This is a genomic window from Flavobacteriales bacterium (assembly GCA_016704485.1).
Classification (GTDB): Bacteria; Bacteroidota; Bacteroidia; order Flavobacteriales_F; family PHOS-HE28; genus PHOS-HE28.
In genome coordinates, this window is record JADJAA010000001.1 from 819272 (window position 1) to 842733 (window position 23462).

The following is a 23462-nucleotide window of genomic DNA, read 5'->3' on the forward strand; positions in this document are numbered from 1 at the left end:
GCAACCGTTCCTATTCGAACACCACGATCCGTGTGGTCGCGCGATCAGCGCCATCACTGCTTGCCAAGGTATAGATGCCCGGCGTAGTTAACTGCACCGAGGGGTCGGCATTTCCAACGGTCGATGCTGATGATCTGTATACCGTTCTGCCCATGGCATCCATGATCTCTACTTCGCCGCTGGGCGCATGCACCTGAAATGCTCCCCTGTTCGGGTTCGGGTAAGCGAACATTCCGGACAAGGACCAGGTTGCTTGTTCTATTGGGGAAAACTCCATCGTACCGTCCATGTCCACCATTTGCAATCGGTAGTAGTTCACGCCATCAATAGGCTCGGCATCCAAGTACCTATAGGCCAGTGTGGTGTACGATGAACCCGCTGCGCGAAGCTCACTTATTCCTTCCCATTCCATCAGATCCGCGGAACGTTGCACAACGAAGTGGGACGTGTTCTTTTCCGATGCAGTGGACCAATCCATCAGGATGCCACCCTCTGTTCGCTTGGCATGGAAGGCCAGCAGTTCAATGGGTAGTGGTTCGCAACTGACCACCGCAGTGCCGCCGAACTGAAGGGGCACAACGGTGGAGACCGAACTCCAGTTACTGAAGCAGATGATGTATTGATCACCGGTCTGCACCGCCAATGGAGGTTCGAAATTCCCGGCATCGCCGCCACTTGGCACTGTGGAGGCCAGACCCGTTCCTCCATAGCTGACCCAATTCCAATTGCAGGACACGGGCGCTTGTGTATTGGCCGGTATGGCACTGCACGTAGAAGACGAATACGGATACATGATCCAATCATAGAACCCTACCTGTGTGCTCAACCCACCGAACGTGAATTCCAGCATCCCGCCTTGCGATATGTTCACCACCATCCACGTACTGTTCAGTTCATTGTTCAGCAAGCACCCTTCATTGTCGGAACCCCACGGACTGGGTGATCCATCTCCGTAGTAAAAAAGCGGATTACCGTAAGAGCCCACTGACGGTATCTCATTCATGGAACCGATGCCGTTAGGGTCTATTGAGAAATTGATGTTGGTGCAAATATTCACAGCCTCCGGACAATCGCTTGCAGTGATGGGACCCGCACTTGCGCAATTCGCAGCCGGCACACCGATGGGGAACGTGGCCTGCCCAATGCTGCCTGTACCGAGCGTACCTGATCCCACGGAAGCGCCTCCCGCATTGTTCAACGTCCACGTGGCACCATTCCACCCATCGCCAAAGGCATCGAATAGCTGCATGGTGTAACAGCCCGTATCCAAACACATCATTAAAGTGGTCGGTGCAAAGCCTGTGGCGACAATGCCCGGACCGGTGACAAGATTCCAATTTACTTCAGTGGGATAAAGCCCCGCTGTGACCACCATGGTGTACATGTCGCAATCACCGCTGGAGCATCCACCACCCAACGAGACCTGCATGGTACCCGAACTCCCATTGGCCAACGTGCCTGAGCCGACCAGCACACCCGTAGCGGTAACGGCCACGGAATACGTGGCTCCATTCCATCCGTCGCCGAAACTGTCGTAGAGGTTGAGTTGATAGCATCCATCCGGCAGGCACGCGGTAACGGTGGTCGGTGCAAATCCGCTGGCGACAACAGCACCCAGTTCATTCACCATGTTCCAACTGACCTCAAAGTCATAGAGGCCACCACCAACGGTAATGGTGTAGTTGGTGCATTGCGCGCGCACCGTTCCGGAAGGTGCCACCGCACACCCGATGATGATGGAAGCAATGATCGCGAACCTCATTTACGCGGAGGTAGTATGCCACAGTTCTTCGGATCCAATTTGCGAAAGGGCGCATCAATGGATGGACTGCGTGTGAAGCAATGGACGGACATTTCCACCGGAGCGAGGAGCACGTTCATTTCCGTTTCGCTGAGGGTGCATGCAGGATCCACATGCAGCAGAATGTTGCGTGTGTTGTGATCCACCCTGCACATCACCACACCGGGTCGTGCACGCAGGATAATGGCTGCTTGATGGGCGTGTTGCGGCGTTCGTACACCTTCAACAACTGTTTGTATCCGGTTCAGCGCGGATGCGGATGGCTGTGCAATGCCCACCGCACCCCAAAAAAGGATACAGCAGAACAGGGTGATCGCATGCGCAGCGGAACGCAACATGATCAGCAATGTAAGAGAACATTTCGATTTCCATCAGTAATGTTTCGTTGAGGCCGATCTGCATCAGTACGTCACTGCGTCCTTCCGCAACCCGCTACTTTTACGCCGATGCGCCTCCTACTTCCAGCACTCGCGCTAGCCGCACTGCCCTTCACCTGCGGGGCACCCGCGAACGAAGCAGTGAGCACACCGGTGGTGGAACAACAGGCACACGTGCGCCTAACGGAGAGCGATCTGCGCATTGCCCCTGCAGTGGATACCGTAGATGCGACCAACCGGGAAGCGATCGCTTGCTTGCGCAGGTTCTTCAAGAAGAAGTTGGATCCGGAAGCAGGGAACGACTTTTGGTATGCACCCGATCTGGAGCAGTACGGCGCGCCCTACAGTGAATTGTATTACGCCGAATTCGACAGTGTGGGCGACGTTCGGTTCTTGCCCACCCTGCTGTCCATTACACCCGTGAACGATGCTATGATGTTGCGCGTACGTTGGGCGACGCCCGGTACCGAAAGCACACCGCGCTATACGTTCAACTTCCTTGCGCGCGCTACTGAAGATGGTGCGCGTCTATCGTTCCCGATCACGCACTTTACCAGCACGTGGGAGCGAAGAACGTTGGATCAACTCACGTACGTGATCTCTCCGAAGCACACGTTCAACGCGGTGCAGGCGCAGGAACAACATGACGTGGTGCAGCAACTCACGGCCTTCTTCGACATCCCCGCTTTTCCGATCACCTATTATGCGTTCGCGGATCCGGTGGACCTGTTCACAGCGAAAGGGTTCGAGGATCATCCGCTCATGCACACCATCCCTTCCGGCGGCATGGTGGATGAAGGTGATAACGTGTATGCCGGCAATAACAAGGACATCTACACGCATGAAGTGGTACACCTCTTCATCGCACGGAAGTTCACGACATGCCCCGACTTGCTGAATGAAGGACTGGCCACACTGATCGGTGGCAGTACCGAATATCCGTATGCATGGCACCGTGCGAACATGGAACGTTACCTCCGATCCGATCCCGCGTTGAATCTCCGCGACCGCTGCAATACCTACGACCGGGATGATATCGATGAGTACACCAGCGTACCGTATATGATCGGTGCGCTTCTGTGTGAACGCGTCCTTCGCACTTCTGGCAAAGCAGGACTCTTCAACGTGTTGGCGGCGGGTGCGGATCCATGGCCCGCATTTGCTGCCCGCGGCATAACTCCGGAAAACCTCACGGAAGAACTTCGCAAGGAACTGCAGCGTGCACCAGGCAGCGTGTTGTAGAGCAGTGAGCCGCATGCCTGCATCCAACACACCGAACGCGCGCATGCTGGTGACCTACCAGCCCGCGGAGACCGCGCAATGGACCGATCCGCCGGACCGGGAAGAGATCGCCCGGCTGTTCAAGGTATGGAGGTGGGGGGCCACCCTTGAAGCCGTAACCCCATCCCACGCCCGATCAGGTTGATCAGGGATGGTGTGGCAGCGGAGAAAGCCTCCAAGGCCAAGCGTCCGGCACCCGTGGAACACCGGAGCCGGACGCCTAGGAAGCAGTGCGATCAATGCAGGCCTTCTACCACGAAGCGGGCAGCGCGCACCATGCCGGCAGCATCCACGCGGGCCACGTAGGCTCCGGCCGCCAAGGGCCGCAGGTCGATCACGGCCGTACCCGTGGTCGTGCTGTTAAGTACAATGCGACCGAGGTCATCCATGATGGTGACATCCGCACGGCCCGAGCTTGGGAACTCCACTACCAATTGGCCACTGCCGTTGGTGTACACGCGGATGGGATCGGCGGGGGACAATTGCTCCACCGGGACCAGGCTGCAGCAATTGTTCGTCCAATTGGGATCCGAGGCATCAGTGACATTGGAGGTGCCGGTGAAGCCGCTCGACGTTCCGGTGAGGTCCGTGATGTTCTGGCCGTTGTCGTTCATGGGCCAGTAGCCTGTGAGGCCGCTGGAGTTCGCGGGTACGCTCACATTCATGCTGCCTTGGATCTCCGCCCCCGTGCGTGCATAGTTCCAAATGCGCAGCTCGGAGATGTTGCCTTTGAAAGGGTAGCTATCCGAGGCGTCACTACCGATCGATGCGGTTGCCGCGCTTGTGGCGGCCGTTGGTGTTCCATCAATGATGCGGTTTCCTATGGGGCTGCCGTCGGCGTAGAAATAAAGCGTCCCTGCTTGTCGCGTGATGGCCACGTGGTGGCACGAGCCGTCGAGCAGGCTGCCGTTGAAGGTACCGTTGTCGATCACCAAGTAGTTGACGCCGTTGAACTGCAAGCAAAGCATCTTGTAGTTGGCACCACCCCAAGGGCCATGGAAAAAGAGCATGAAACCGAAGCCGTCCACGCGGTTGGAGAACAGGTAGGCATGGTTGAGTTGCTCTGCTTCCACTCCATTGATCCAAGCCTCCACCGTGAAATCACCCATGCCGATGGCATTCAGCTGCGTGTTGGGTACTTGCCCCTGATCGTCGATCCCATCGAACGTCAGGCACTGGGCATGGATCAGGGTGGTGACGAACAGGGAAACGATGAGTAGTGTACTTCGCATGGTTGGATCTCTTTTGAAGAAAGACGGGTACAAAATTAAAGGGTCGTTGCCCCCAAGGAATGGGTCGGTCAGAATTATTTGTGTCCTCTGGGTCATCTGTGGAAAGCATCGGCGGCAGCCGAAAAGTGATCATCGTTCACCGGACCTGACCCGCCTCCCCGATCACGCCCATTATCGTCCTGCTCCTTCATTGCCCAACGACCGTATCTGAGGTCCTGTTGCTGGTACCAGGATGAAGCTTGTAGGTCCGTACGCAGTTGTAGGTAGCAATGAACGGATCCTCATCTTTGGTGTACCGTTCCCGATGCGCACACTCACCTTCATCCTCTTGTTCGTTGCCGCCGGATCGGTTGCGCAACCCGGGATGCCGCGCTTCACCTTCACGCTTGCAACGCATGCTGCGCCGCTCCGCCCGTTCACGCAGGAACATCGTGTGGAACATCACTACCAGGAGTTGCTGCCGTATGTGGGGGTGCACCGCTCGTATGCAGGACCAGCGGTGATCGTTCCCTTGAAAGGCGGATCGCTATTCACGGATCCAAAGGCGCCATGGCTCGTCTATGCTCCGGTGGAAGGCGAGCACGTGGAGTCTTACCTACTTGTTATAGCTGTTTCGGATACGATGCGGATCGACCTGCCGGAACACATGGAGCCGTTGCGGGAACGCGCCTACGAACGTTGGGACCGCGACACGCCGGAAGTGGTCCGCTTCCGAAAGGGGCATTACGCCCTAGAGGAACTGCTAAAGGAACCACGATGTACCAAAGCGGCGAACCAGCTGGCACTGCGTTTGATCGCCGCGGAAAAAGCGGCTTACGCCAAGCAACTGAAGGAGCAAGAGGCCTATTACCGTGCGCAACCGCCACCTGTGCCGCCGCGCACTACGGAACCACCACACACGCCGACACAAGAGGAAATAGAAAGCGAGATCGCGCAACGGCCCGGGATGATCGAAGTGAACGTGGACAGTGTTGTTGACGGCAACGTGTGGGTGCGCATCAGCGGACGCGTGATGCTGAACGGCAGTTGCGCCAGCGGGATGCCGCTCTATGGCGTGGAGCTGCGCACCGATACCAGCTGGGTGGAGCGCATTCCCTTCGAGCTGATACAGATGGACTGTGGCATGCCGTGGGCGGACTGGACGGACCACCCCGTAATGATCCCACTAGCATGGTGGGTGCGTGCGAACTCCCGCGAAGGACAGGGCGAACTGGTGCCGGGGAATTATCGCTTGGTGTTCATGGGCGCCAACATGGAGCGCATGCCGACACAGCCCTTCCGGATAGACTGATGCTTTGCAGCGCCATCACTTGATCAACAACATACGCTGTACGCGTAATGCATCAGCGCGTCAACACCACCTTTCCACTGGCCAACGTACTACCCTTCACCGCGCAGCGCCATACGTAGTTGCCTGCAGCCACGTCTCCTACTTCCATGCGCGCATGGGTGCGTGCCGCTGTGCTGTACACCATGTTGCCGCTTACATCGCGCAGTTCGAAACGCGTGCCTTCGGGTAACGCTTTTTCGGCATCCACAACCAGCCAATCCGTTGCGGGTGATGGGTGCACTGTGAGTCCCGTGTTTTCATGAACACTGGCCGAGATCCCCGTAGTGGCGGACCTCCAGCGAAGTACTTGCCCGCCGCCGCCCACTACGATGGCGGTGGTATCATCCAACATGTCCACCGCGTAATTATCCTCCGTGGATCCGGGCAACGCCTCGTCCGACCAATCGATGCCGTTGTAGGTGTGAAGGATGGCGCCAAGCGTACCCACTGCGATCCCCTGTTGGGAGGTCGTGAAGTCTATGCCATACACGTTCATGGATCCGCCCGGAACCACTTCACTCCAGGAGACGCCGCCATCCACCGTGTGGAGGAAGGCCGGGAGGTACCAGCCACCAACGTAGCCATTATCCACGTCCAGGAAATGCAGGCCTTCCAAGTTGGTGAGGCTGCTCATCGGCTGTATCGGCAGTGCGCTCCAATTCGCGCCGCCATCGGTGGTCTTCAGCACTTCCCAACTGTAGCTGTACTGCACCGCATAGCCCGTATCCGCACTGGGGAATTGAATGGCGGAAACGGGTATCTCCGCACCGCTGAACACAACGTCCCACGTTGCGCCACCATCCAGCGTGCGCAACAACGCACCCGTGCCGAACCAGCCGCCACCACAGAAACCGACCTGCGCGGAAACGAAAGTGATGCACCGCCACGGCTCCTGCAACGGTGTTACCACCGCATCCCAAGAACCGCCTCCATCAACCGTATGGAACAGCCCACTATCACCCGCCGCAAAACCGTTGAGCGCATCGTGGAAATACACATCGTGCAGATCGCCACTGTTAGGGAAAGGCATGGCAGCCCAACTCAACCCACGGTCCGTAGAGCGGATCACCGTGCCGTAATACCCCACCGCATACCCCGTGTCATTCACGAACTGCACAGCATAGAGCGGCTGGGTTGTAGGGCTTGTGCGCTGCGTCCATTGCGCATTGGTGCTGAAGTAGCAAAGTAGGAGGATGCAGAGGGAGAGGGTGCGGGGCATTTTGAAGTTGTTGGTGGCAAAGTAAGTATGGGGTGAATGTTGGACGTGGTGTGGTGGGGTTTTTGCTGCTTTGGGGGTTTGGTGAGCTGGGTCTAAAGTGAGTCCGCTGGCTATGGTTCGCTCGAGTATCTGGCAGTACTCCAGTTTTCTTTTCACAAGGAGCTACGCGAGAAATCCTTTATGTCTCGCTGGGCGGCATTCCTGACAATACACTCAATACCAAGACGCGATTAAGCAAAAGAACGGCTGCAATTAACACCTGTTTTTCTAAACGACCCAAGCCTTGTTTGACCACGAAAAAGAAGATCCACGGTGATTCTTTCAGTAACACGAATATTCGCCCATCTTTGGTACCGAACAATACAACTCATTTTTTTGCAAACTGAGGAACATGATCGAAACTCCTTCGAACAACACTTGCTCAAACAAATTGGAACGTTAACCCAAACAGATTTGGTTGCATGTTGAATAAGAACAAATGGGCTGAAAACCTTTCTTATCGGACTGGAACAGCCCATGAACCATTGGAGTTCTATTTGACGGCGTTGTCCAATAGTATTCGTTTGGACCTCCTTTTGGGCTATTTCAGCTCTTCTGCTATCAACGTCCTAGCCTTGGGCTTCGCCAAGTTCTTGCATTCCGGAGGCACTTTGCGGGTGGTCGCTAACAACATACTCTCCCCGGCAGACAAACAAGCCATTGAGATCGGGCAAGGTGGAGAGCTACCGGATGACGTTTTGGACCTCAGCGATATTCGAACGCTAAGAAACACTCTTGATGAAACAGGACGACATTTCTTTGAATGTTTTGCATGGCTGGTCGCTCAGAGGCGTATCCAGTTCGTTATTGTAAAGCCGAAGGAACTGCGAGGCATCGCTCATTACAAATCGGGTGTTTTCTCGGATGGGCTGAACGAGGTTGGATTTAAGGCATCGTGCAATTTCACGGCATTTGGAATGCTTGAGAATCTAGAGGAGCTGGATGCTTTTCTTTCGTGGGAGAACGGTCGATCATCTGCTTTCCTTAAAAATCAAAGTGAGTACTTCGAGAAGATGCTTAACGGGGATAGTGACGTTGTCGAATACGTTCCGATCCACGACGTGCAGGTCGCCATCCTGCGCGAATTCGGAAACAAGGACTTGAATGAGCTGCTTAGCAATGAACGCGACCTGCTTTCCAAGCGTGAGCGGATGTCCAATACACCTACGCTTAAGCGTCTTGTGCGCAAGTTGGAAGAAGATGTGGACGAATTGACATCTCGACCGCGCTTCCCATATCCATCAGGTCCAAGACAATATCAAATAGATGCGTATCAGAATTGGGTAGCTAATGACCATGGAGGAATCTTCGCGATGGCGACCGGCACCGGGAAGACCATTACATCATTGAATTGCTTGTTGCAAGAAGCAAGCAGGGACCCCAATGGCACCTATCATGCACTCATCTTGGTACCGACCATCACATTGGTGAACCAGTGGGAAGATGAAGCTCGGAGTTTCAACTTTCAGGAAGTTATCAAAGTTTCCTCCAAGGAACAGTGGGAAAAGCGACTGGCTACAACCCTTTCTGACGCTCGGCGCATTCCCACGTCGTTTTTGATCATTAGCACATATGCTTCATTCGTAAAGGCGCGCTTTCTGAAGTACGTCAAGCAACTTCCTCAAGACACGCTGTTCATAGCCGACGAGGCGCATAACGTCGGGTCGGCCTCAGTCCTGAACAAGCTTGCGACGATCCCTACTCGGAAACGCATCGGGCTGTCAGCGACACCAAAGCGCATCTATGATCCCGAAGGAAGTGAAGCGATGGAGGCTTTCTTCGGTGACAAGGAACCCTATACCTACAGCTTCTCGATGGAGCGCGCTATAGAAGAAGGGATCTTGTGCAAATACTATTACTACCCGCATATTGTTAATTTGGACAGTGATGAGCTGATAGAGTATGTAGAGATCTCCAAAAAACTATCGAAGCTGGCGGGGATGAACCAGGCTGCGGGGGACAAGGGTGACATCATTGAGCGCTTACTTCTAAAACGCAAACAGATCATTCACAAGGCCAAGTTCAAGATGGACTCGGCAAAGGAGATATTGGAGGAGCGTTTCCGCAAGGACGGTAACCTCAGTTACACGTTCATCTATGTTCCTGAGGGCAATCGATTGGAGAAGACAACTGATGACGATACCGGCGATGAAAGTGTGGAAGAGGTGAGGATCATCGATCAGTATACCCGCATGGTTGGTAGCATTAGCAGTAATATCATGGTGAATAAATTCGTGAGCTCGATGCCGAACCGCGATGCGGTGCTCGATCAATTTCGCGACGGTGATATCCAAGTCATCGCCTCAATGAAATGCTTGGATGAGGGCGTGGACATCCCACGCGCCCAGCACGCGATCTTCTGTTCAAGTACGGGTAACCCCCGCCAATTCATCCAGAGAAGAGGCAGAATATTAAGGAGGCACCCTGAGAAGTATCAGGCCGTGATCCATGACCTGGTCGTAATCCCGGATCTGACGCTTTCAACAAAAGCCTCGGAGACATACTCAGTTGAACGAAGTATGGTGCAGAAGGAATTGGAACGCGTTATGTACTTTGCATCGCTTTCTATGAACCCATACGATACCGAAGCCGTGTTCGAAGAGATCTGCAAGCATTACGATCTAAGTATTTACACGATCCATCAGCAACTCAAGGACTCATGAAGGAAGAAATGCTAAAGACATTCTTAACGGATGACCTTTTCGTTGAGCAAGGTTATCTAAGGCCCGGAGAGGCTGAGAATTACAAATGGCGTGATCCAAGGAAGGTCAAATTGATCGAGGTTCTGAAGCTTGCCATCGAAGGTGAGCTGTCTTCGAATGAGACTGAACGCATCACGGAACGTAAGATAAATCTGTCCTTGAACATCAACACATGATACTGAAGAGTATTGAGCTGCGGGACTTCATGTGCTATGCAGGGTCCAATAAGATGGTTTTTGCCGATGGCATCAATCTGATCATCGGAGACAATGGTTATGGCAAGTCCAAATTGTTCGACGCGTTCCATTGGGTAATGTATGACGAGTGCTTCGATTCAAGTCTGAAAAAATTCTCTGGTACACGGTTCATGAAGAAGCAGATCGTCTCTGACAAAGCGATCCACGATACCGAAGAGGGTATGGTAACTGCCTCAGTAATGCTCATCTTCCATAATGAACGTGAGCATGAATACCAACTTGAGCGTCGTTACAGTGTCCACAAGAGAAGCGACGAGGTCAAAGAACAGGAGGGTAGTGAATTGATCATCCGACGAAAGGATATGTCTATTCTCACTGCTAGTATCATTAATGACCCGGAAGAGATAGAGCGCATTAAAGCTTCGGTACTACCTGCCAATATCAAACCTTACATGTGGTTCCAGGGTGAGCAAGTTGAGTCTATTATTGATTTCAACAAGGACGCATCGCTTACTCAAGCAATAAATGTGCTTTCGAACATCGCCCGCTATGATAATCTCGTTGGTCTCTCTGAATCGCTGAAAGAGGACGCAGACAAGGAGTACAACAAAAAGATTCGAGAGCAGAGCAAGGATAGGGAGCAAAGCGAAGAACTTGAGTTAAAGCGTCGACAGTTACTGGAAAAAATCGAAGCCTATAGTCTGCAAGAATTAAAGTTGAAGGACAATCTTGCAGAAGCGGAGGAGCGCTCGGAAGCTTTGATCCAACGTGTGGCAGCGGCTGAGCAGATCCGCGAACTTGAAGGCAAACGCGAGCAGGCCATTGCCAATTTGGAACAAGTAAATGAGGACCTCAACGAGGAGTTGATGTTCTACCACAAGCGAATGTTCACCAGCAAATGGGTGTTGAAGGGGACCGAGCCACTTTTTGCATCGTACAGCATTAAATACGGTGCTTATGACAAAAAGAAACTTGAACTGCGAGCAGAGTTACAGGTCAGGTTGGAGCAAGAGACCCAACTTAAGCGAAAGATGCAGACCAGACTACCAATAGATGTTCCTGAGCCCATACACGTGGAGCGCATGTTGGAAGCGGAACGCTGTTTGGTTTGCGATCGGGTAGCAGAGAGGGGAAGCGAAGCATGGAATAAGATCAAAGAACTTTTGGACCGGACGCACGATGAGAACAAGGCCCTTGAAGAAGAAGCGCATACTGTCCATGATTTCAGTCCCGACTTAAAACGTTTGTATAATAATGGCCTCGCCCTGGCGCCTAGTGTGCAAGGGGTTGATCGTGACATTGCCAATACCCGTAAGCAGATCAAGAAGTATGAAACGCGCCGGAAGGTCATCAGTCAGGATCTTGATAAGCTAGCGGCCAGTATTCAGGAATTGATCTCAAACTCAGCCTTGGACATCAACGCGGCAAAGAACCTGCTGCACGACTATACAGCACAGAGCGAAAATGTGCGCAGGTTCGATAGGGAAGCAGGGAATCTTGGACACGACATTGCTTCACTGAAAGAGGCGCGCGACAAGATCAATGAGCAACTACAAGCACTTGTAACGGGTGAACTACCTGCTTATTTGGAAGAAAAGGTCAAGGTCCTCACTGAGTTCCATATGGTTACACACTCAACGCGGGATCGTGTTTTTAAGCAGTTGGTGAGCGAGTTAGAGAAGGAGGCGAACACGCATTACGCGGATATGACCAAGGGAAACCTATCAGCAAGAGGCATTATTCACTTGAAAGAACTTGCTAATGGCAACTATATGCCGGAGTTGGTAGATGATCAAGGCAACGCACTTTTGAATTTGAATACTGGTAATATCATTCTAATAAAGCTAGCCACCATCATGGCCATTATCTCTGCGCGGCAAGGGACACGGGCCACGGACCTCTACACGCTCATCACAGATGCACCTATGTCAGTATTCGGCGAGGATTACACCTTGGGATTCTGTAGAACTGTGAGTAAGGTCTATAGGCAAAGTATCATCATGAGCAAAGAGTTCTACAAGAACATTGCGTTGCGCGATCAGTTGTTCAATGACCCCGAAATAAAGCTTGGCAAAGTGTACGAGATCACCCCATCGATCCCGGAAGCCGAGCGAGCTAACCGGAATTCGTTGGCCACGATAATCAAAGCCTTGAATTGATATGGAATTTTTAGCGCGCATCAAAGAACGGGCACCGGAGTACGATGCTCAGTACGCTCAAATGATCCTGGATTACACCATCGAACAAGGTGGTAAGATGGGTACGCAAACCGAGGAGGCAAAGTGGAAACAAGGCAAGTACTTCTCCACCCGTTACGAGATCTATATGTACGCTGCGTTACTTGGTCTTAAAAAGGACTATAGCATTCCTATTGCGAGAGGGACCGATAAGAAGAAGTTCATTGAAATAAAATCTTGGCAGCCCAGCGAAGTGGCGGACTACATCATCATGGCATTATTGGCCAAGTCCGACTTAGACCTCAATGAATTAGAACACATGGAGGAGAAGGAGGTAGAGGACAAGATCACGGAACTACGCAGCTTATTAGAGTCCTATGCGAATGGAGGGTTCGACATCATTCGTGCAAAGCGAGATGAGGATGCAGCGTTTTTTATGGAGAATGAGAACTGCTTTCTTGACCTTCTTGGCTAGAGGAGGTACTCTTAGGTGAAGCTCATTGTCAATTTTTAATTCTGGTTCATCATGCCTTAAAAGGGGGCAGGAGTTGATGCAGGGGGTTGGAGACTAATTCTTACTCCGCACTCTTGACAGAATGAATTTATTCTTTGCTTTGAGAATCTTCTCTGTGGTTTCACGCACTAGTTCATCAGAATACAAGGGGTACTGTGCCTTCACGATTCGGGAGGTTCGCATAAAAACGTACGGCATGTCTTGTAGAATATTGTCCCTAGATTCATCAGCATTGGAAATAAGCAGAATGAAGTAATTCAGGATAGCGGATAGACTTCGAATGCCAAAGGTGTTGTAGATAATTTTATCGTTTGAGTAGATGATTCCTTCCCAAAGAGAGGTGGCGATATTGCCATAGGACGACAGTTCATCCTCTTCTTCATATGTATCGACTTCAACCTTCTTTCCGAAGAGACTATTGCGGCCATGAGCAAGTCGCGTTATCACTGCATTCACATCCCTCAGGAATTCTTCAGTCACATTATCTATGACGGACCTATTTATGCCTTTGCCAATTTGAGCTGCGAGCCTTTGTACGTAAAGTCCGAATAGAGCCTTTTGAAAAAGCACCGTGTAAATAAGGTAGCCATCTTCTAATAGTGCCTTATCAAGCTCTAGTCGAATTTCATAGAGAGCTCGCTTATAGGATGGAGTGCGCTTCAATTTGTTACGCGAGGCAACTAGCGCGTTGTACAAAACCGTTGCCTCATCTGTGCCGCCAGCTTTGGCGATGATTTCCGCGCATCGCTTATAGGGTTCGAAGTCGCGGAAGAGGCGCACTATGCCTGACGCATAGTCCATATTGAAAGTGTCAAGCGCAACCTCTAGAACACGGTAGTCATATGTGAACAGCTCCGTTTCATAGTTTTCGTTATCATTCGTGGTATCCGCATTCGCGATCTCTATGCTAGTTTGATACTCTTTCCACGCATCTGCTAGGGAACCGACATCCCGCCAACGATCTTCCTTTTTAATTCTTTCATCAACGCGGAAGAAGTCATTCATTCGACGTACCCACTTGTCTATTCTGTTGTAGTTGCGAAGGTCATTAATTGATGACACCCCCCCAAGCAGCATATTATCATTAACAACTTGATGCAAGGCAAGCACCCCGGTAATGTGCGGTAAGGAGTGTTTCAGGCTATGTCCGTCCCAATCAATCGTCATAGAAGGAATGAAGCGGTCCTTATGCTTGCTTCCCCCGTCTCGTTCCGCGCTGTCGACTAGAGACTGTACAATGAGTGAGGCTAAATCTTTGTCGTCCATCAATATTTGTCTGACGGCACCTACGCGCTGAGCGTTAGTGTTAATGTCGACAAAGATTCTTCTGACAATCTCAACAGGGGACATGGGGTATTTTGCGCCGGGGGCATTGAGCTTGGCGCAGTCCAGAAAGACAACGTCTTGAGTATACTGACCAACCTCCGGATTAAGTGCCTTGCTTTTCAGAAGTGCATCGAAGCGATGCTGGCCATCAATCACTACAGCATAATACTTGCGCTTGTCCCAGCATAAAAGGTGATAGTCTAAAGACTTGGAAATTTCCAGCATGAATAAGCCGTCGGCGGGACTGAGGTCCGGAGCATCGATAAATACTTGATGGGTTTTCTTATTGCCCTTGTGGGTAGAGAGGCTCCAAATAGCTTCTCTAACCCCTTTGTCTACTTCCTTAGATAGATTGAAGTTCATCGCAATTCGACCATTTGCATCCTTAGGAAGAATTGCCACAATTATGGGTGGGAAGTATTTGATCCCTCTACCCTTACCCAAGATGTAGTCCTTGGCAATTCCATCAACTCGAATACTATCTATTTCACGTTGGATAATTTGACTCACTGGCCATTCTTTGTCGTTGGCCAAGGTTTCATAGACCTGCAAATCCTCTTCAAGATCTTTGACTCTTGCATTGGTCAGATACGCCGTCAATGCTTCTGCTCCAAATCCACCAAGACTAGCGCGGTATAATGTTGAGAGATCAATGCCACCAGAAGGAATGTCATGCGCAGCAGAATCGTTGAAAATTGATAGGTCGTCTTGTTCACTCATTTGATCACTGCGGCTTTTTAGATAGACCTGGTTTCGTTCTTCGTGAAAAGATTTCCTCGAAGATATTATTGATGTTCGGTACACTCGTATCCTTTACTTCCTTCCAGCCAACCCAGATTTCTGAGTAGGAGATTCCACGATCATCAATCTCTGAGAGTACACCTGTCTTCTTCTTGAAGTGCTGGTTCCCGAGCCTTGATCGCAAATCATTCGCCTTACCCACATAGAATGGACGGGCGAAGCAAACTTCTTTGAAGAAGTCAGAAAACACACTGACATTTGCAGGAGTGCCGAGAAATAGCCGCAGCGCCTGCGCCTTCTGTAATGGCAGGCCGAACATCTGCCCATTGTTTGGGAACCACTGTTCTGTAATGTCAGCTTGGAATTTATACAAACCTGTAATTCTCTCTGACGTGAATAGACTTCTGCCCGTATACTCCATCAGTTTGAGCTCGATTTCCATCACAGACAACCTCATCGCATCAAGTTCAGGCCAATACACCCAATAATAGACGCCACTCGTTTTCGGAATACCGGAGATTGGGTCGTCGAAATAATCCATCAAGTAACTCAGGCTCTCAAATCGAATTCCACTCACATTCATTCTAGAGGAAACAAGTCAAACAAGCCCTCTCATCTTCCTCCTCAAGTATAGACAACAACCTATTACTGCTCTTTTCCTTGTTCTTTGCCAGCGCCTCCGCCTTGATCTGCTCAATTCGACGTGGATGGATCAGATCCTTCAAGCTCTCGCCTTGCGCCCAAGTGAAGCCCTCGTCCTCGTTCTCGTACTTCATCGCCTTGGCGAAGAGGACCGGGTGCTGTTCATAGAGCCACACCCATTCGATCCGTTGTTGGAAGAAGCAGAAGTAGCACCCTGAGCGACTTCTAGCGTAAGTGCCTTTCTTCTCGCCTACCGAGAATTCTTTCTGGTCGTAATAACCCGGTATGCCCACACCACTATCCTCCAAGAGTTTGAAGATGGCTGGCTTATCCAGCACGTCCTCATTTTCCAAGAGGGCGTAATCCACTTCTTGGCTCAAAGGAAGTTCGCTATCCTTCAAAAATTGGAACACCACGCGATTGAATTGTGCCACTCCCTGCTCCAACAGACGATTTAACTTTTCAGTCTGGCGCTTCGCGTTGCCAAGCCGATCGTTAGGGATCTGCTGAATGGGTTTGCGGTTTATCTGTGCGACCAGATCGAGCTTTTTTCCAGACAGTTCTGCTGCGTAGAGATCAACCACATGTTCCATACGCTCATTGTGGAGTACCATCCGGATCACATCCTCGCTCCAAATATTTCTCCGGAACGGGAAGATGGCCTGTATGTTCGTCTTCCTGGAGAGGTAGCCCTCCCGGTCCTCATCACCTCGGATCCCCACATAGGATAGCGTGGGTGCATCACCAACGAAGGCCTCGAAGGGTTCGATCTTCATCACCTTAGTACACCACCGAGCTTGAGATGAGGGTAAGTAGCCACGAAAGATCTTATAGTAATAATCGAACGGATCCTGTCCGGATTTTCTCGCGTCCTCGGATTCAAGTCGTGCGACTTTCTTTCCTAAGTATCCTTCCAAGCGCTCGATCAACAGATAGGTCTCATCCAACTCTTTACCGGTGTCAGTGAAGTAATAGGTGAGGTCCAGCTGAGGATACTTGTCCTTCATGTAGATCGCCAAGGCAGCGCTGTCTTTGCCGCCCGAGATACCCAGTACCTGTTTCAACTTGCTCATTCCTTTTCCAGCTCTTCGTTCAGCAGCCAAGCTAAGGCAGCGCGCGTAACTGACGCATCTGAAGTAAGACGGCCTTTCAGATCCTTGATCAAACTCTCCACTTGTGCCTTCTTCTTTGCCGGGTATTGAATGGTCTCCACGCGCGTACCCTTGCTGGTAGTGGTTATCTGCATTCGCAGTGCCGGTGCACCTTTGGGATCGCTCTCTACTTCATGGATCTCCGCAAGGTTCAGCAATTCGCCGTACATCGTGCGGAGCTTTTCTTTCAGCTCATCTTCATCCCGGTCCGTGAACTTGCTCAGCGGCTTTCCCAGCGCTCCTTCCGCGATCGACGAGATCCACACTTCGCGTTCGTCCAGCGGTGCCATGGTCCGCTTGAACAAAGGCCTCAGATGGGCCAGTAGTTGGTGTTCTTTGATGGCTTTCAAGCGCTCCACAAGTGAAGTCTGTGTATGCGGAAAGTGAGTGTCGGTTTTGAGTACTTCTTCACCCAGAAAACTGTCCATCCGATCGACCAATTGCGGTAGTGCTTGCTGCAGTTCATCTATCGCAGTACTGAGAATGCCGATGAACTTTCCAAGCTGCTCATCGGAACGGCCCATGTCCTCCAAGGACAAGCGCATGGCATTCGGTAAGTCCTCAAAGAAAGTCCGCTCCGGGTCGGTCGCGTTCTTGATCGCTGCACGCAGGTCCCTAGCCTCACCGCTCAACTTGTGCGTCTGTTGAGCATAGTCGTTCAGGCTACGATAGAAGGTCAGGAAAGGCTTGGTGACGTCGATCAATTCACCGTTGGTCAGGTGCTTCACTTCCTCTTTGCCCAAGAACGCTTTATATCGGTTGAATAGCTTCAGTCGAATACCGTCCACCATAAAGGCTTTCACTTGGAACTCCTTTGGTTGCCGGTTCATCATATACAGGATGGGTCCGGTCAGTTGGGGAACGAATTGGTCGTTCTGGTACAACGCATAATCCCCTCGTTTGATGAACAGGAACAGTGGCACCCACAACTCGATCAGCCCATTCTTCAGCTTATAGGGCCGCTCACCCAAGCGTTCAATCAGCTCATTGATATCCTTCCGTCCATGACGACTATCGGCTAGGAATTGCTCGCAACATTCCCAGACCGCATGAAAGGAATTGTCCTTCGTGGGTGCGAATAGGTCGAATCCCTCCGTGCCTTCTCGGTGAATACCATTCTCCTTAAGTAATGTAGCATAGATGGCCCGCTCGGGCGGGAACTCGTTCGCTGCGAACCCAAAGTCCTCCTCGTTCCACTTTTCAGTGATCAAGCCGAAGAGTTTTTTCCTGCCGGTCGAAGCTGCTGGCGAAACCTTTTCCCGGTTGATCAATTCGTTCTTGTATATCGGTGTCGCGGGATAAGTAGCTGTTACCACTTCCGAGAGCATGCGGTTGAACGAGCGCGCATCCTTCACCTTATCCCGGACCTTTCCCTGATGGATCCACTGCACGTTCTTGGAAAAGAGCGCATCGTGGATGTAGTGGTCGAGCAACTGCTCTTGGTGCAATCGGATGTTCTTTAGCTCCTTCACTGCCACCTTATCATCCGTGTGCTGATCGATCACGCGTTGTGTACGTTCGATCTCCAAGAGCGTGTCCTTGATCATATCGGCGTTGTTGAAATAGCCGAATACAATGGCTTCTTCACTGGCCTTGGAAGCTTTCTTCACCTGCTCCAATGACAACTCCGAATTGAAGAGCAGATTGATGAAGCCATCCACTTCGCCCTTCGGCACGTCCTTGATCGGCTTATGGCTTAAGCGGTATTCGAAGAGTCGCGGAGCACCTGTCCTGTAGGTGGCTTCCTTAGCCACCACATGCTTGTGCCGGAAGTAGGGCGCAAGCTTCAGCACTACGTCGCCGATACTATCCACTTCCGAAGAAGCTTTCAGTAGTGCGCTTTGGAAGTCGAGGTCAGTGCCTTCTTGAAGTTTGTATGACGAGCGGTGCTTGACGAAGAGCAGGATCTTTCTGTTCGACAGCTCTGCAAGGTGCTTTTCAGCTTTTGGTTCGCTCGAGATGAATTTCAGATAAGTGCTCAGGAAAACATCATTCAATTGCGCTCCTTGGCTCGCGAAAAGTTGTAGTAGACCTATTGTCTTAACGAGGTCCATGTATGGAAGTCGGTCCTTGTCGAACTCGGCCTCCACACGTTCCAATGCGGACCATATCATTTCCCATTGTCGGCGATGGGGATTGAAGGCGCCGCGCAGAAAACTGTAGAACTCGCTGTTGAAATGGTCGAAGACCTGTGGAAGTCCGAACACATCTGAACCCTTGCGTAGTTTAATACCGCCGGCTTGAAGGAACGTGAACAAGGAACGTTCGTTCTGCCCATAAGCCTGTAGGCCTTTGGTGAGAATATGCGTAGAAACGATATCCAATGGATAGAGTTGGTTAAGCTCCTCGCGTTTCCACGTCTCGGTGTGGTCCTCGAACAAGCGGTGCTTCTTGGCCAGCTTGGCTATGGCTTCCAGATCTACGCCCTTCGGAACTTTCGCGCCATTGCTGGCCAATTGGCTGGCGGCCAAGTGGATCAGCTGAGCGATCGGTTCGTTGAACGTTAGTTCGCGCAGGCGTCCTTGCACCTTGCGCCACTCCATTCGCTGCGCTGCGTTGATGCCACTGCTGTACGCCTCAATGCTTTGATGCAGAGAAACGATCAACGTGATGTTCCGCTCCGGCTTGTTAACGAACTCAGCAAGTTGCTGGATGAAGTACATCTCCCGTTCCGGGTCATGCTTCGAGGCATACTCCAAGAACTTTCCGAACTCATCGATGATCAGGAAAAGTCTCCCTGCCATTTCGTAGCGCTCATGGATGGCGTCAAGAATGCGTTGGTTGCCGCTCAGGTCGTTCTTCACTTCGAATTCCTGCGCCAAGAAGTCGATCAATGACCCGTACTCACCGACCAGGTTGATCACCTTAGGTGGCTTTGCCTTTCCCTGGTTGCCGAAGTGCTTGTTCTTGCCCGCCAACCAATTCATGAACGCGACGAGGAACGCGGACTTCCCCGTACCGTAGGAGCCGATCAGCTGGAACGAATGAATACCGGTCTTTTCACCATCGATGATCTCGGCAGCGACGCGCGTCGCATTCGGGGTCAGGTGATAACCGAAGTCCTCGCCTTGGTCGCGGACAACGTTGATGGAAGGAGAGAACTTAGTTGCCATAATGGTCAGCTAGTATAGTCCACCGATCGGGACGTTTCTTGAATTGCAACTCGATCACGCCTGCTTCACGCGAGACGGTGATGTTGTCTTTGTAGTGTGCAGGTAGCTCGCTTAACAATTCGAACATTCCTTCCTTGTCCAATGCAAATGTTCGACCCACTTGTTCCATGATCACTGTCAAACTGATCGATCGGTTCTCAGGAATGGAATCGAGGATAGCGTAGAGTAATATTCGGGGTGGTAGCGTGGGGCGTTTCCGCCGCTCAATGAAATAGATCTTGCGTTCTTTACGTTTGGCGTCATCCTCTGCTTCTACCTTGGCTGTATTCACCAATTCAAGATCGGCAAGGAGCCCAGCAAGGTCATCGATCTCGCCTTCGGCTTTCGCATGATAGTTGCGCAGGAACACGCCAAAATCCTTCTCCACTGTCTTGTCCGTGAAAGTACCTTTCTCTGATAGGATGAATTCCGAATAAGTCTTGGCATCGAACTCGGGGTTCCTGTCGCGCAGCTCATTGAATATGATCCGTGCGCTTGATGCATGTCCATTCGCCACGAGATGGTAGTGCAGCAACCAAAGCGAACCAATGTCCTCTAAGTAAGGATCCCAACCCTTATCATCCAGTAACCGGTTTGCAAGGTCGGTGAGGCTGTTACCATCGTCCGCCATTGCGAACGCTCGCATCCAGAAACGAATTGCAGTAACCATGTTCTTGCCAACGCCAAGATGGACAACGGCATCTTCTGCGTTGAAGCTCTTGTCGCTCTTCAGATAATCATATCCCTTCTTCAACCAGAATGGCCTGCAATGGAAGGTCTCGTGTCCGGAAAAGTTCAACGTCTCAGCCATGTCCCTATTAATTGTCAACCGACAGCGGTGAAGGTATAGGGTATCCTGCACTTGACCAACGCTGTGATTTCAACATGCTGACGGACATGTGTTAGATATGCCATAAGTCCAGCCCCCACCCCATACCAACCGTTCCAGCACTACCCCGCACTCCCACTCATTTGAAGTCCGGCTGATCGGTGCGTCCGCCTTGGTTCCAAACCTTGACTACTGAAGCCTTCAGGACGCGGCCCTCGGCGTCGAAGCGTACATCCCATTCCGCACCAGCACCGCACCATGTCATTAAACCCAGCCGTATGGTGCAATTCAGGTCCTCACCGTGCCACATCACTTGGAATTCGATGCAATCGTTATCGGTGATGTTCTTGATGGCTTCGCTATTCGCGAACATGTCCTCTATGCCGATGCCCAGATCCAGTTCGGCATTGATCTCATCCAATAGCGCTGGGCGCACCGCTCCTTTGCGTACGTAGCGGAAAAAGTTCCGTAGGGCTGCTTCGTCGATAATGCTGAGGGCCCAGAACAACTTGTGCTCTGCCCAGTCTTTAAGTGGCACTTAGCCCTCCACAAAGTACATCTCCATTTCTCCTTTGCCTTTGACCTGCACTTTTCCGCGTGAGGTGAAGGTGAAGGCAGGTTTGCGAATGGTCGATGGTGAATGGTGAATGGGCGCTGAATTGGTGTCGGTTCGGGATTTCCCGTTCACCATCGACCCATCACTATTCACATCTTTCACGAGTTCATACGTCGCCTCGCTGATGTTCACCTGCCCCACTTCGCCGGATGATTCCATGCGTGAGGCCGTATTTACCGTATCGCCCCAGATGTCGTACTGGAATTTCTTTACGCCCACGATGCCTGCCACTACGGGTCCGGTATGTATCCCCACGCGCATCTCGAACGCGGGCTTGCCCAGCGCATCGCGTACTTTCTTTCGTGCGACCATGAACGCCTGCATCTCCAACGCGGCATGCACGACGTCCGCAGGTGAAGAGGTCTTCGGATCCGGCAAGCCTCCGGCGCACATGTAGGCATCGCCGATGGTCTTGATCTTCTCGATGCCGCGTGCGGTGATGATGTGATCGAATGCTTTGAAGCAGGTGTTCAACTCTTCTACGAGTTCTTGTGGTGTGAGCTTTTCGCTGGCTTGCGTGAATCCTTTGAAGTCAGAAAAGAGGATGGTAGCGCTGTCGAATTGTTTGGCCAAAGCAGAACCGTTGTCCTTCAATTCCTCAGCGACTTCCGCTGGCAAGATGTTCAACAACAGTTCGTCGCTACGGTGCAGTGCTTTTTGTATGCGGCCGCGCTGTCGGAAAACCACGGCTCCGAAGATCAACAGACCAAGCCCGGAAAAGAGGAAAATGTTGCGACGGTTCCGTTCACGCGTAAGGTCAATGGCAGCAGCGGTTCGTGTGCGACCCATTTCGATCTTGTGCTCCAGGCTATCCGCGAGCAAACGTTGACCCATGATGTATTGCAACTGGAATTTTGTTCGGTTCACTTCCTCCTTTTCATTTTCCAAGCTGTCGGCGATCTGATCGTATGCCGCAAGCGATGCAAAGGCCTCTTGCCACTGCCCCAAGCCTGCGCAGGCTGCGGAACGTGTTTTGTGGATGGCCATGTGATCGTACACCGTAGTCGTGTTCCGCGATACGGTACGCAGGAAATTGCGCGTGATGCGCTCTGCCTCCTTCGCATCGCCAGTGCTCAAGTGCAGTGCCGCTAGTTCTGCGACCAGTTCTCCGAGTTCCTCGAATCCTTCCAATTCATCGAAGCTTTTGGCTGCCTCCAAGGCCTGTTGGAACAAGGCCAGCGCTTCAGTGTAACGGCCGAGTGAATCCAAGGCTTGGGCTTGCATGAGTTGCCACATCGGGACCATGAAGTCCTTCATTGGTCGGTGGGATGCAGCGAGTTCGTAGGCTGCCACGAAGTCCCGTTGATGAATGAACACTTCAAACGTTGTCAACTGCCACGTTTCATTGTTCACCATTGATCGCATGGATGTATCCACAGGCTGTTGTGCAGTGCGGATCGTTGCCAAGGCCTCTTCGTTGCGGCCGGCCTCGTTAAGGACATACACCCGGGCCCGGTACAGGTCTGGAAGGTTGATACTATCCTTCAGCGCAAGGGTCAAGGCTAAGGACCGGTCCACCATACGCAATGCTTCATCATACAGATTCCGTCGGTTGAAGAAGTTCTTCAAGGACGAAAGGCAACCGATCTCCGAAAGCGTGTCCTGGGCCCTCACAGCGTACTTCAGCGCAAGAAGTTCAGCGTCCAACGCGAGTTGGTATTCTTGGCGATCGGCGTGGATCGAGCTGCGAGCACCCAAGGCCGCGATGGCACCACAGTTGTTACCGGTGCGGATGAATGCGGCCAGTATGCTATCGGCCAATACCATACCGCGGCTCATGGCATCCTTGTCCTTGAATGCCGGGGCATAAAAGGGCGCATCATTGAAGGCACTGCCTTGATTTGCCTCTTCCGTAATGGATGTGAGCAAGTTGTACTGCCCGGACGGACGGTTGACCCTCGGATCGTTCATGACCTTTTCCAGCCAACCTGGGCTAGGGATCGTATCCTGCGCCATGCATTGCACCGAGATGCCGCACATGATCGGGATGGCAAGTACAGCTCTGCGTAGTTGGTGGTGGTAAAGGATCATCGCAATGGGAAAGGTGGTGGGAAAGATGTTGCCAAGATGCACAGACCTCATGCGGAGCCACCTACCATTCCGGATGAATGTCGGTTTCACGTTCCGAGAGTCCCG

17 protein-coding genes are annotated in these 23462 nt (G+C 51.9%); 6 read left to right on the forward strand and 11 right to left on the reverse strand.

Translation table 11 applies throughout. The features are described 5' to 3' along the window. Positions 1-10: 10 nt before the first annotated feature. Positions 11-1762, reverse strand: coding sequence for a T9SS type A sorting domain-containing protein (locus tag IPF95_03560; GenBank protein MBK6473771.1), 1752 nt, complete (start codon positions 1760-1762; stop codon positions 11-13). Continuing rightward, positions 1759-2139, reverse strand: coding sequence for a hypothetical protein (locus tag IPF95_03565; protein ID MBK6473772.1), 381 nt, complete (start codon positions 2137-2139; stop codon positions 1759-1761). Before IPF95_03565 ends, IPF95_03560 begins: the two co-directional genes overlap by 4 nt. Positions 2140-2247: 108 nt before the next feature. Between IPF95_03565 and IPF95_03570 the strand changes: the two genes are divergently transcribed. Further along, positions 2248-3420 (forward strand): hypothetical protein, encoded by a 1173-nt coding sequence (locus IPF95_03570; GenBank protein ID MBK6473773.1) that lies wholly within the window; start codon positions 2248-2250, stop codon positions 3418-3420. 275 nt (positions 3421-3695) lie between these two features. Here IPF95_03570 and IPF95_03575 read toward each other — a convergent pair whose 3' ends face one another. Next, on the reverse strand, positions 3696-4691 hold the full coding sequence (locus tag IPF95_03575) for a T9SS type A sorting domain-containing protein (GenBank protein MBK6473774.1): 996 nt from the start codon (positions 4689-4691) through the stop codon (positions 3696-3698). Between the two features lie 232 nt (positions 4692-4923). Here IPF95_03575 and IPF95_03580 point away from each other — a divergent pair, with 232 nt between their 5' ends. After that, positions 4924-5982, forward strand: coding sequence for a hypothetical protein (locus IPF95_03580; GenBank protein MBK6473775.1), 1059 nt, complete (start codon positions 4924-4926; stop codon positions 5980-5982). 52 nt (positions 5983-6034) lie between these two features. Here IPF95_03580 and IPF95_03585 read toward each other — a convergent pair whose 3' ends face one another. Then, the gene (locus IPF95_03585; protein ID MBK6473776.1) at positions 6035-7240 is read right to left on the reverse strand and encodes a hypothetical protein; all 1206 of its coding nucleotides are present in this window, start codon (positions 7238-7240) and stop codon (positions 6035-6037) included. A 461-nt stretch (positions 7241-7701) separates the two neighbouring features. On the opposite strand from IPF95_03585, the gene IPF95_03590 reads away from it, so the two are divergent. Genes IPF95_03590 through IPF95_03605 form a run of 4 tightly spaced genes read left to right on the forward strand, consistent with a single transcriptional unit; the run spans position 7702 to position 12830 of the window. Continuing rightward, positions 7702-9942, forward strand: coding sequence for a DEAD/DEAH box helicase family protein (locus tag IPF95_03590; protein MBK6473777.1), 2241 nt, complete (start codon positions 7702-7704; stop codon positions 9940-9942). 8 nt (positions 9943-9950) lie between these two features. Then, complete coding sequence (locus tag IPF95_03595; protein MBK6473778.1) at positions 9951-10157, forward strand: hypothetical protein; 207 nt, start codon at positions 9951-9953, stop codon at positions 10155-10157. Beyond that, positions 10154-12337 (forward strand): AAA family ATPase, encoded by a 2184-nt coding sequence (locus IPF95_03600; GenBank protein ID MBK6473779.1) that lies wholly within the window; start codon positions 10154-10156, stop codon positions 12335-12337. The genes IPF95_03595 and IPF95_03600 overlap by 4 nt, the downstream gene beginning before the upstream one ends. Position 12338: 1 nt before the next feature. After that, the gene (locus IPF95_03605; protein ID MBK6473780.1) at positions 12339-12830 is read left to right on the forward strand and encodes a hypothetical protein; all 492 of its coding nucleotides are present in this window, start codon (positions 12339-12341) and stop codon (positions 12828-12830) included. A 93-nt stretch (positions 12831-12923) separates the two neighbouring features. Here the strand turns inward: IPF95_03605 and IPF95_03610 are convergent, their stop codons facing one another. The 7 genes from IPF95_03610 to IPF95_03640 form a co-directional block, all read right to left on the reverse strand. Then, positions 12924-14915, reverse strand: coding sequence for a hypothetical protein (locus IPF95_03610; protein MBK6473781.1), 1992 nt, complete (start codon positions 14913-14915; stop codon positions 12924-12926). A 4-nt stretch (positions 14916-14919) separates the two neighbouring features. Next, positions 14920-15477 carry a hypothetical protein gene (locus IPF95_03615; GenBank protein MBK6473782.1) on the reverse strand — a complete coding sequence of 186 codons (558 nt, stop codon included), beginning with the start codon at positions 15475-15477 and terminating at the stop codon, positions 14920-14922. 43 nt (positions 15478-15520) lie between these two features. Next, positions 15521-16651, reverse strand: a complete 1131-nt coding sequence (locus IPF95_03620; protein MBK6473783.1) for a phosphoadenosine phosphosulfate reductase family protein — start codon at positions 16649-16651, stop codon at positions 15521-15523. After that, positions 16648-19842: an ATP-binding protein gene (locus IPF95_03625; GenBank protein ID MBK6473784.1), complete on the reverse strand. Its 3195-nt coding sequence runs from the start codon at positions 19840-19842 to the stop codon at positions 16648-16650. Before IPF95_03625 ends, IPF95_03620 begins: the two co-directional genes overlap by 4 nt. Beyond that, positions 19832-20692 (reverse strand): DUF4007 family protein, encoded by an 861-nt coding sequence (locus IPF95_03630; protein ID MBK6473785.1) that lies wholly within the window; start codon positions 20690-20692, stop codon positions 19832-19834. The genes IPF95_03625 and IPF95_03630 overlap by 11 nt, the downstream gene beginning before the upstream one ends. Before the next feature lie 157 nt (positions 20693-20849). Next, positions 20850-21248 carry a hypothetical protein gene (locus IPF95_03635; protein ID MBK6473786.1) on the reverse strand — a complete coding sequence of 133 codons (399 nt, stop codon included), beginning with the start codon at positions 21246-21248 and terminating at the stop codon, positions 20850-20852. Next, the gene (locus IPF95_03640; GenBank protein MBK6473787.1) at positions 21249-23357 is read right to left on the reverse strand and encodes an adenylate/guanylate cyclase domain-containing protein; all 2109 of its coding nucleotides are present in this window, start codon (positions 23355-23357) and stop codon (positions 21249-21251) included. Positions 23358-23462 lie beyond the last annotated feature (105 nt).

What these genes read in the sequence shown, in the direction of transcription:
- IPF95_03610 (MBK6473781.1), bottom strand. Translation starts at nt 14,915, where the DNA reads ATGAGTGAACAAGACGACCTATCAATTTTCAACGATTCTGCTGCGCAT.
- IPF95_03595 (MBK6473778.1), top strand. Translation starts at nt 9,951, where the DNA reads ATGCTAAAGACATTCTTAACGGATGACCTTTTCGTTGAGCAAGGTTAT.
- IPF95_03590 (MBK6473777.1), top strand. Translation starts at nt 7,702, where the DNA reads ATGTTGAATAAGAACAAATGGGCTGAAAACCTTTCTTATCGGACTGGA.
- IPF95_03640 (MBK6473787.1), bottom strand. Translation starts at nt 23,357, where the DNA reads ATGATCCTTTACCACCACCAACTACGCAGAGCTGTACTTGCCATCCCG.
- IPF95_03620 (MBK6473783.1), bottom strand. Translation starts at nt 16,651, where the DNA reads ATGAGCAAGTTGAAACAGGTACTGGGTATCTCGGGCGGCAAAGACAGC.
- IPF95_03625 (MBK6473784.1), bottom strand. Translation starts at nt 19,842, where the DNA reads ATGGCAACTAAGTTCTCTCCTTCCATCAACGTTGTCCGCGACCAAGGC.
- IPF95_03605 (MBK6473780.1), top strand. Translation starts at nt 12,339, where the DNA reads ATGGAATTTTTAGCGCGCATCAAAGAACGGGCACCGGAGTACGATGCT.
- IPF95_03570 (MBK6473773.1), top strand. Translation starts at nt 2,248, where the DNA reads ATGCGCCTCCTACTTCCAGCACTCGCGCTAGCCGCACTGCCCTTCACC.
- IPF95_03600 (MBK6473779.1), top strand. Translation starts at nt 10,154, where the DNA reads ATGATACTGAAGAGTATTGAGCTGCGGGACTTCATGTGCTATGCAGGG.
- IPF95_03615 (MBK6473782.1), bottom strand. Translation starts at nt 15,477, where the DNA reads ATGGATTATTTCGACGACCCAATCTCCGGTATTCCGAAAACGAGTGGC.
- IPF95_03630 (MBK6473785.1), bottom strand. Translation starts at nt 20,692, where the DNA reads ATGGCTGAGACGTTGAACTTTTCCGGACACGAGACCTTCCATTGCAGG.
- IPF95_03585 (MBK6473776.1), bottom strand. Translation starts at nt 7,240, where the DNA reads ATGCCCCGCACCCTCTCCCTCTGCATCCTCCTACTTTGCTACTTCAGC.
- IPF95_03565 (MBK6473772.1), bottom strand. Translation starts at nt 2,139, where the DNA reads ATGTTGCGTTCCGCTGCGCATGCGATCACCCTGTTCTGCTGTATCCTT.
- IPF95_03580 (MBK6473775.1), top strand. Translation starts at nt 4,924, where the DNA reads ATGAAGCTTGTAGGTCCGTACGCAGTTGTAGGTAGCAATGAACGGATC.
- IPF95_03575 (MBK6473774.1), bottom strand. Translation starts at nt 4,691, where the DNA reads ATGCGAAGTACACTACTCATCGTTTCCCTGTTCGTCACCACCCTGATC.
- IPF95_03560 (MBK6473771.1), bottom strand. Translation starts at nt 1,762, where the DNA reads ATGAGGTTCGCGATCATTGCTTCCATCATCATCGGGTGTGCGGTGGCA.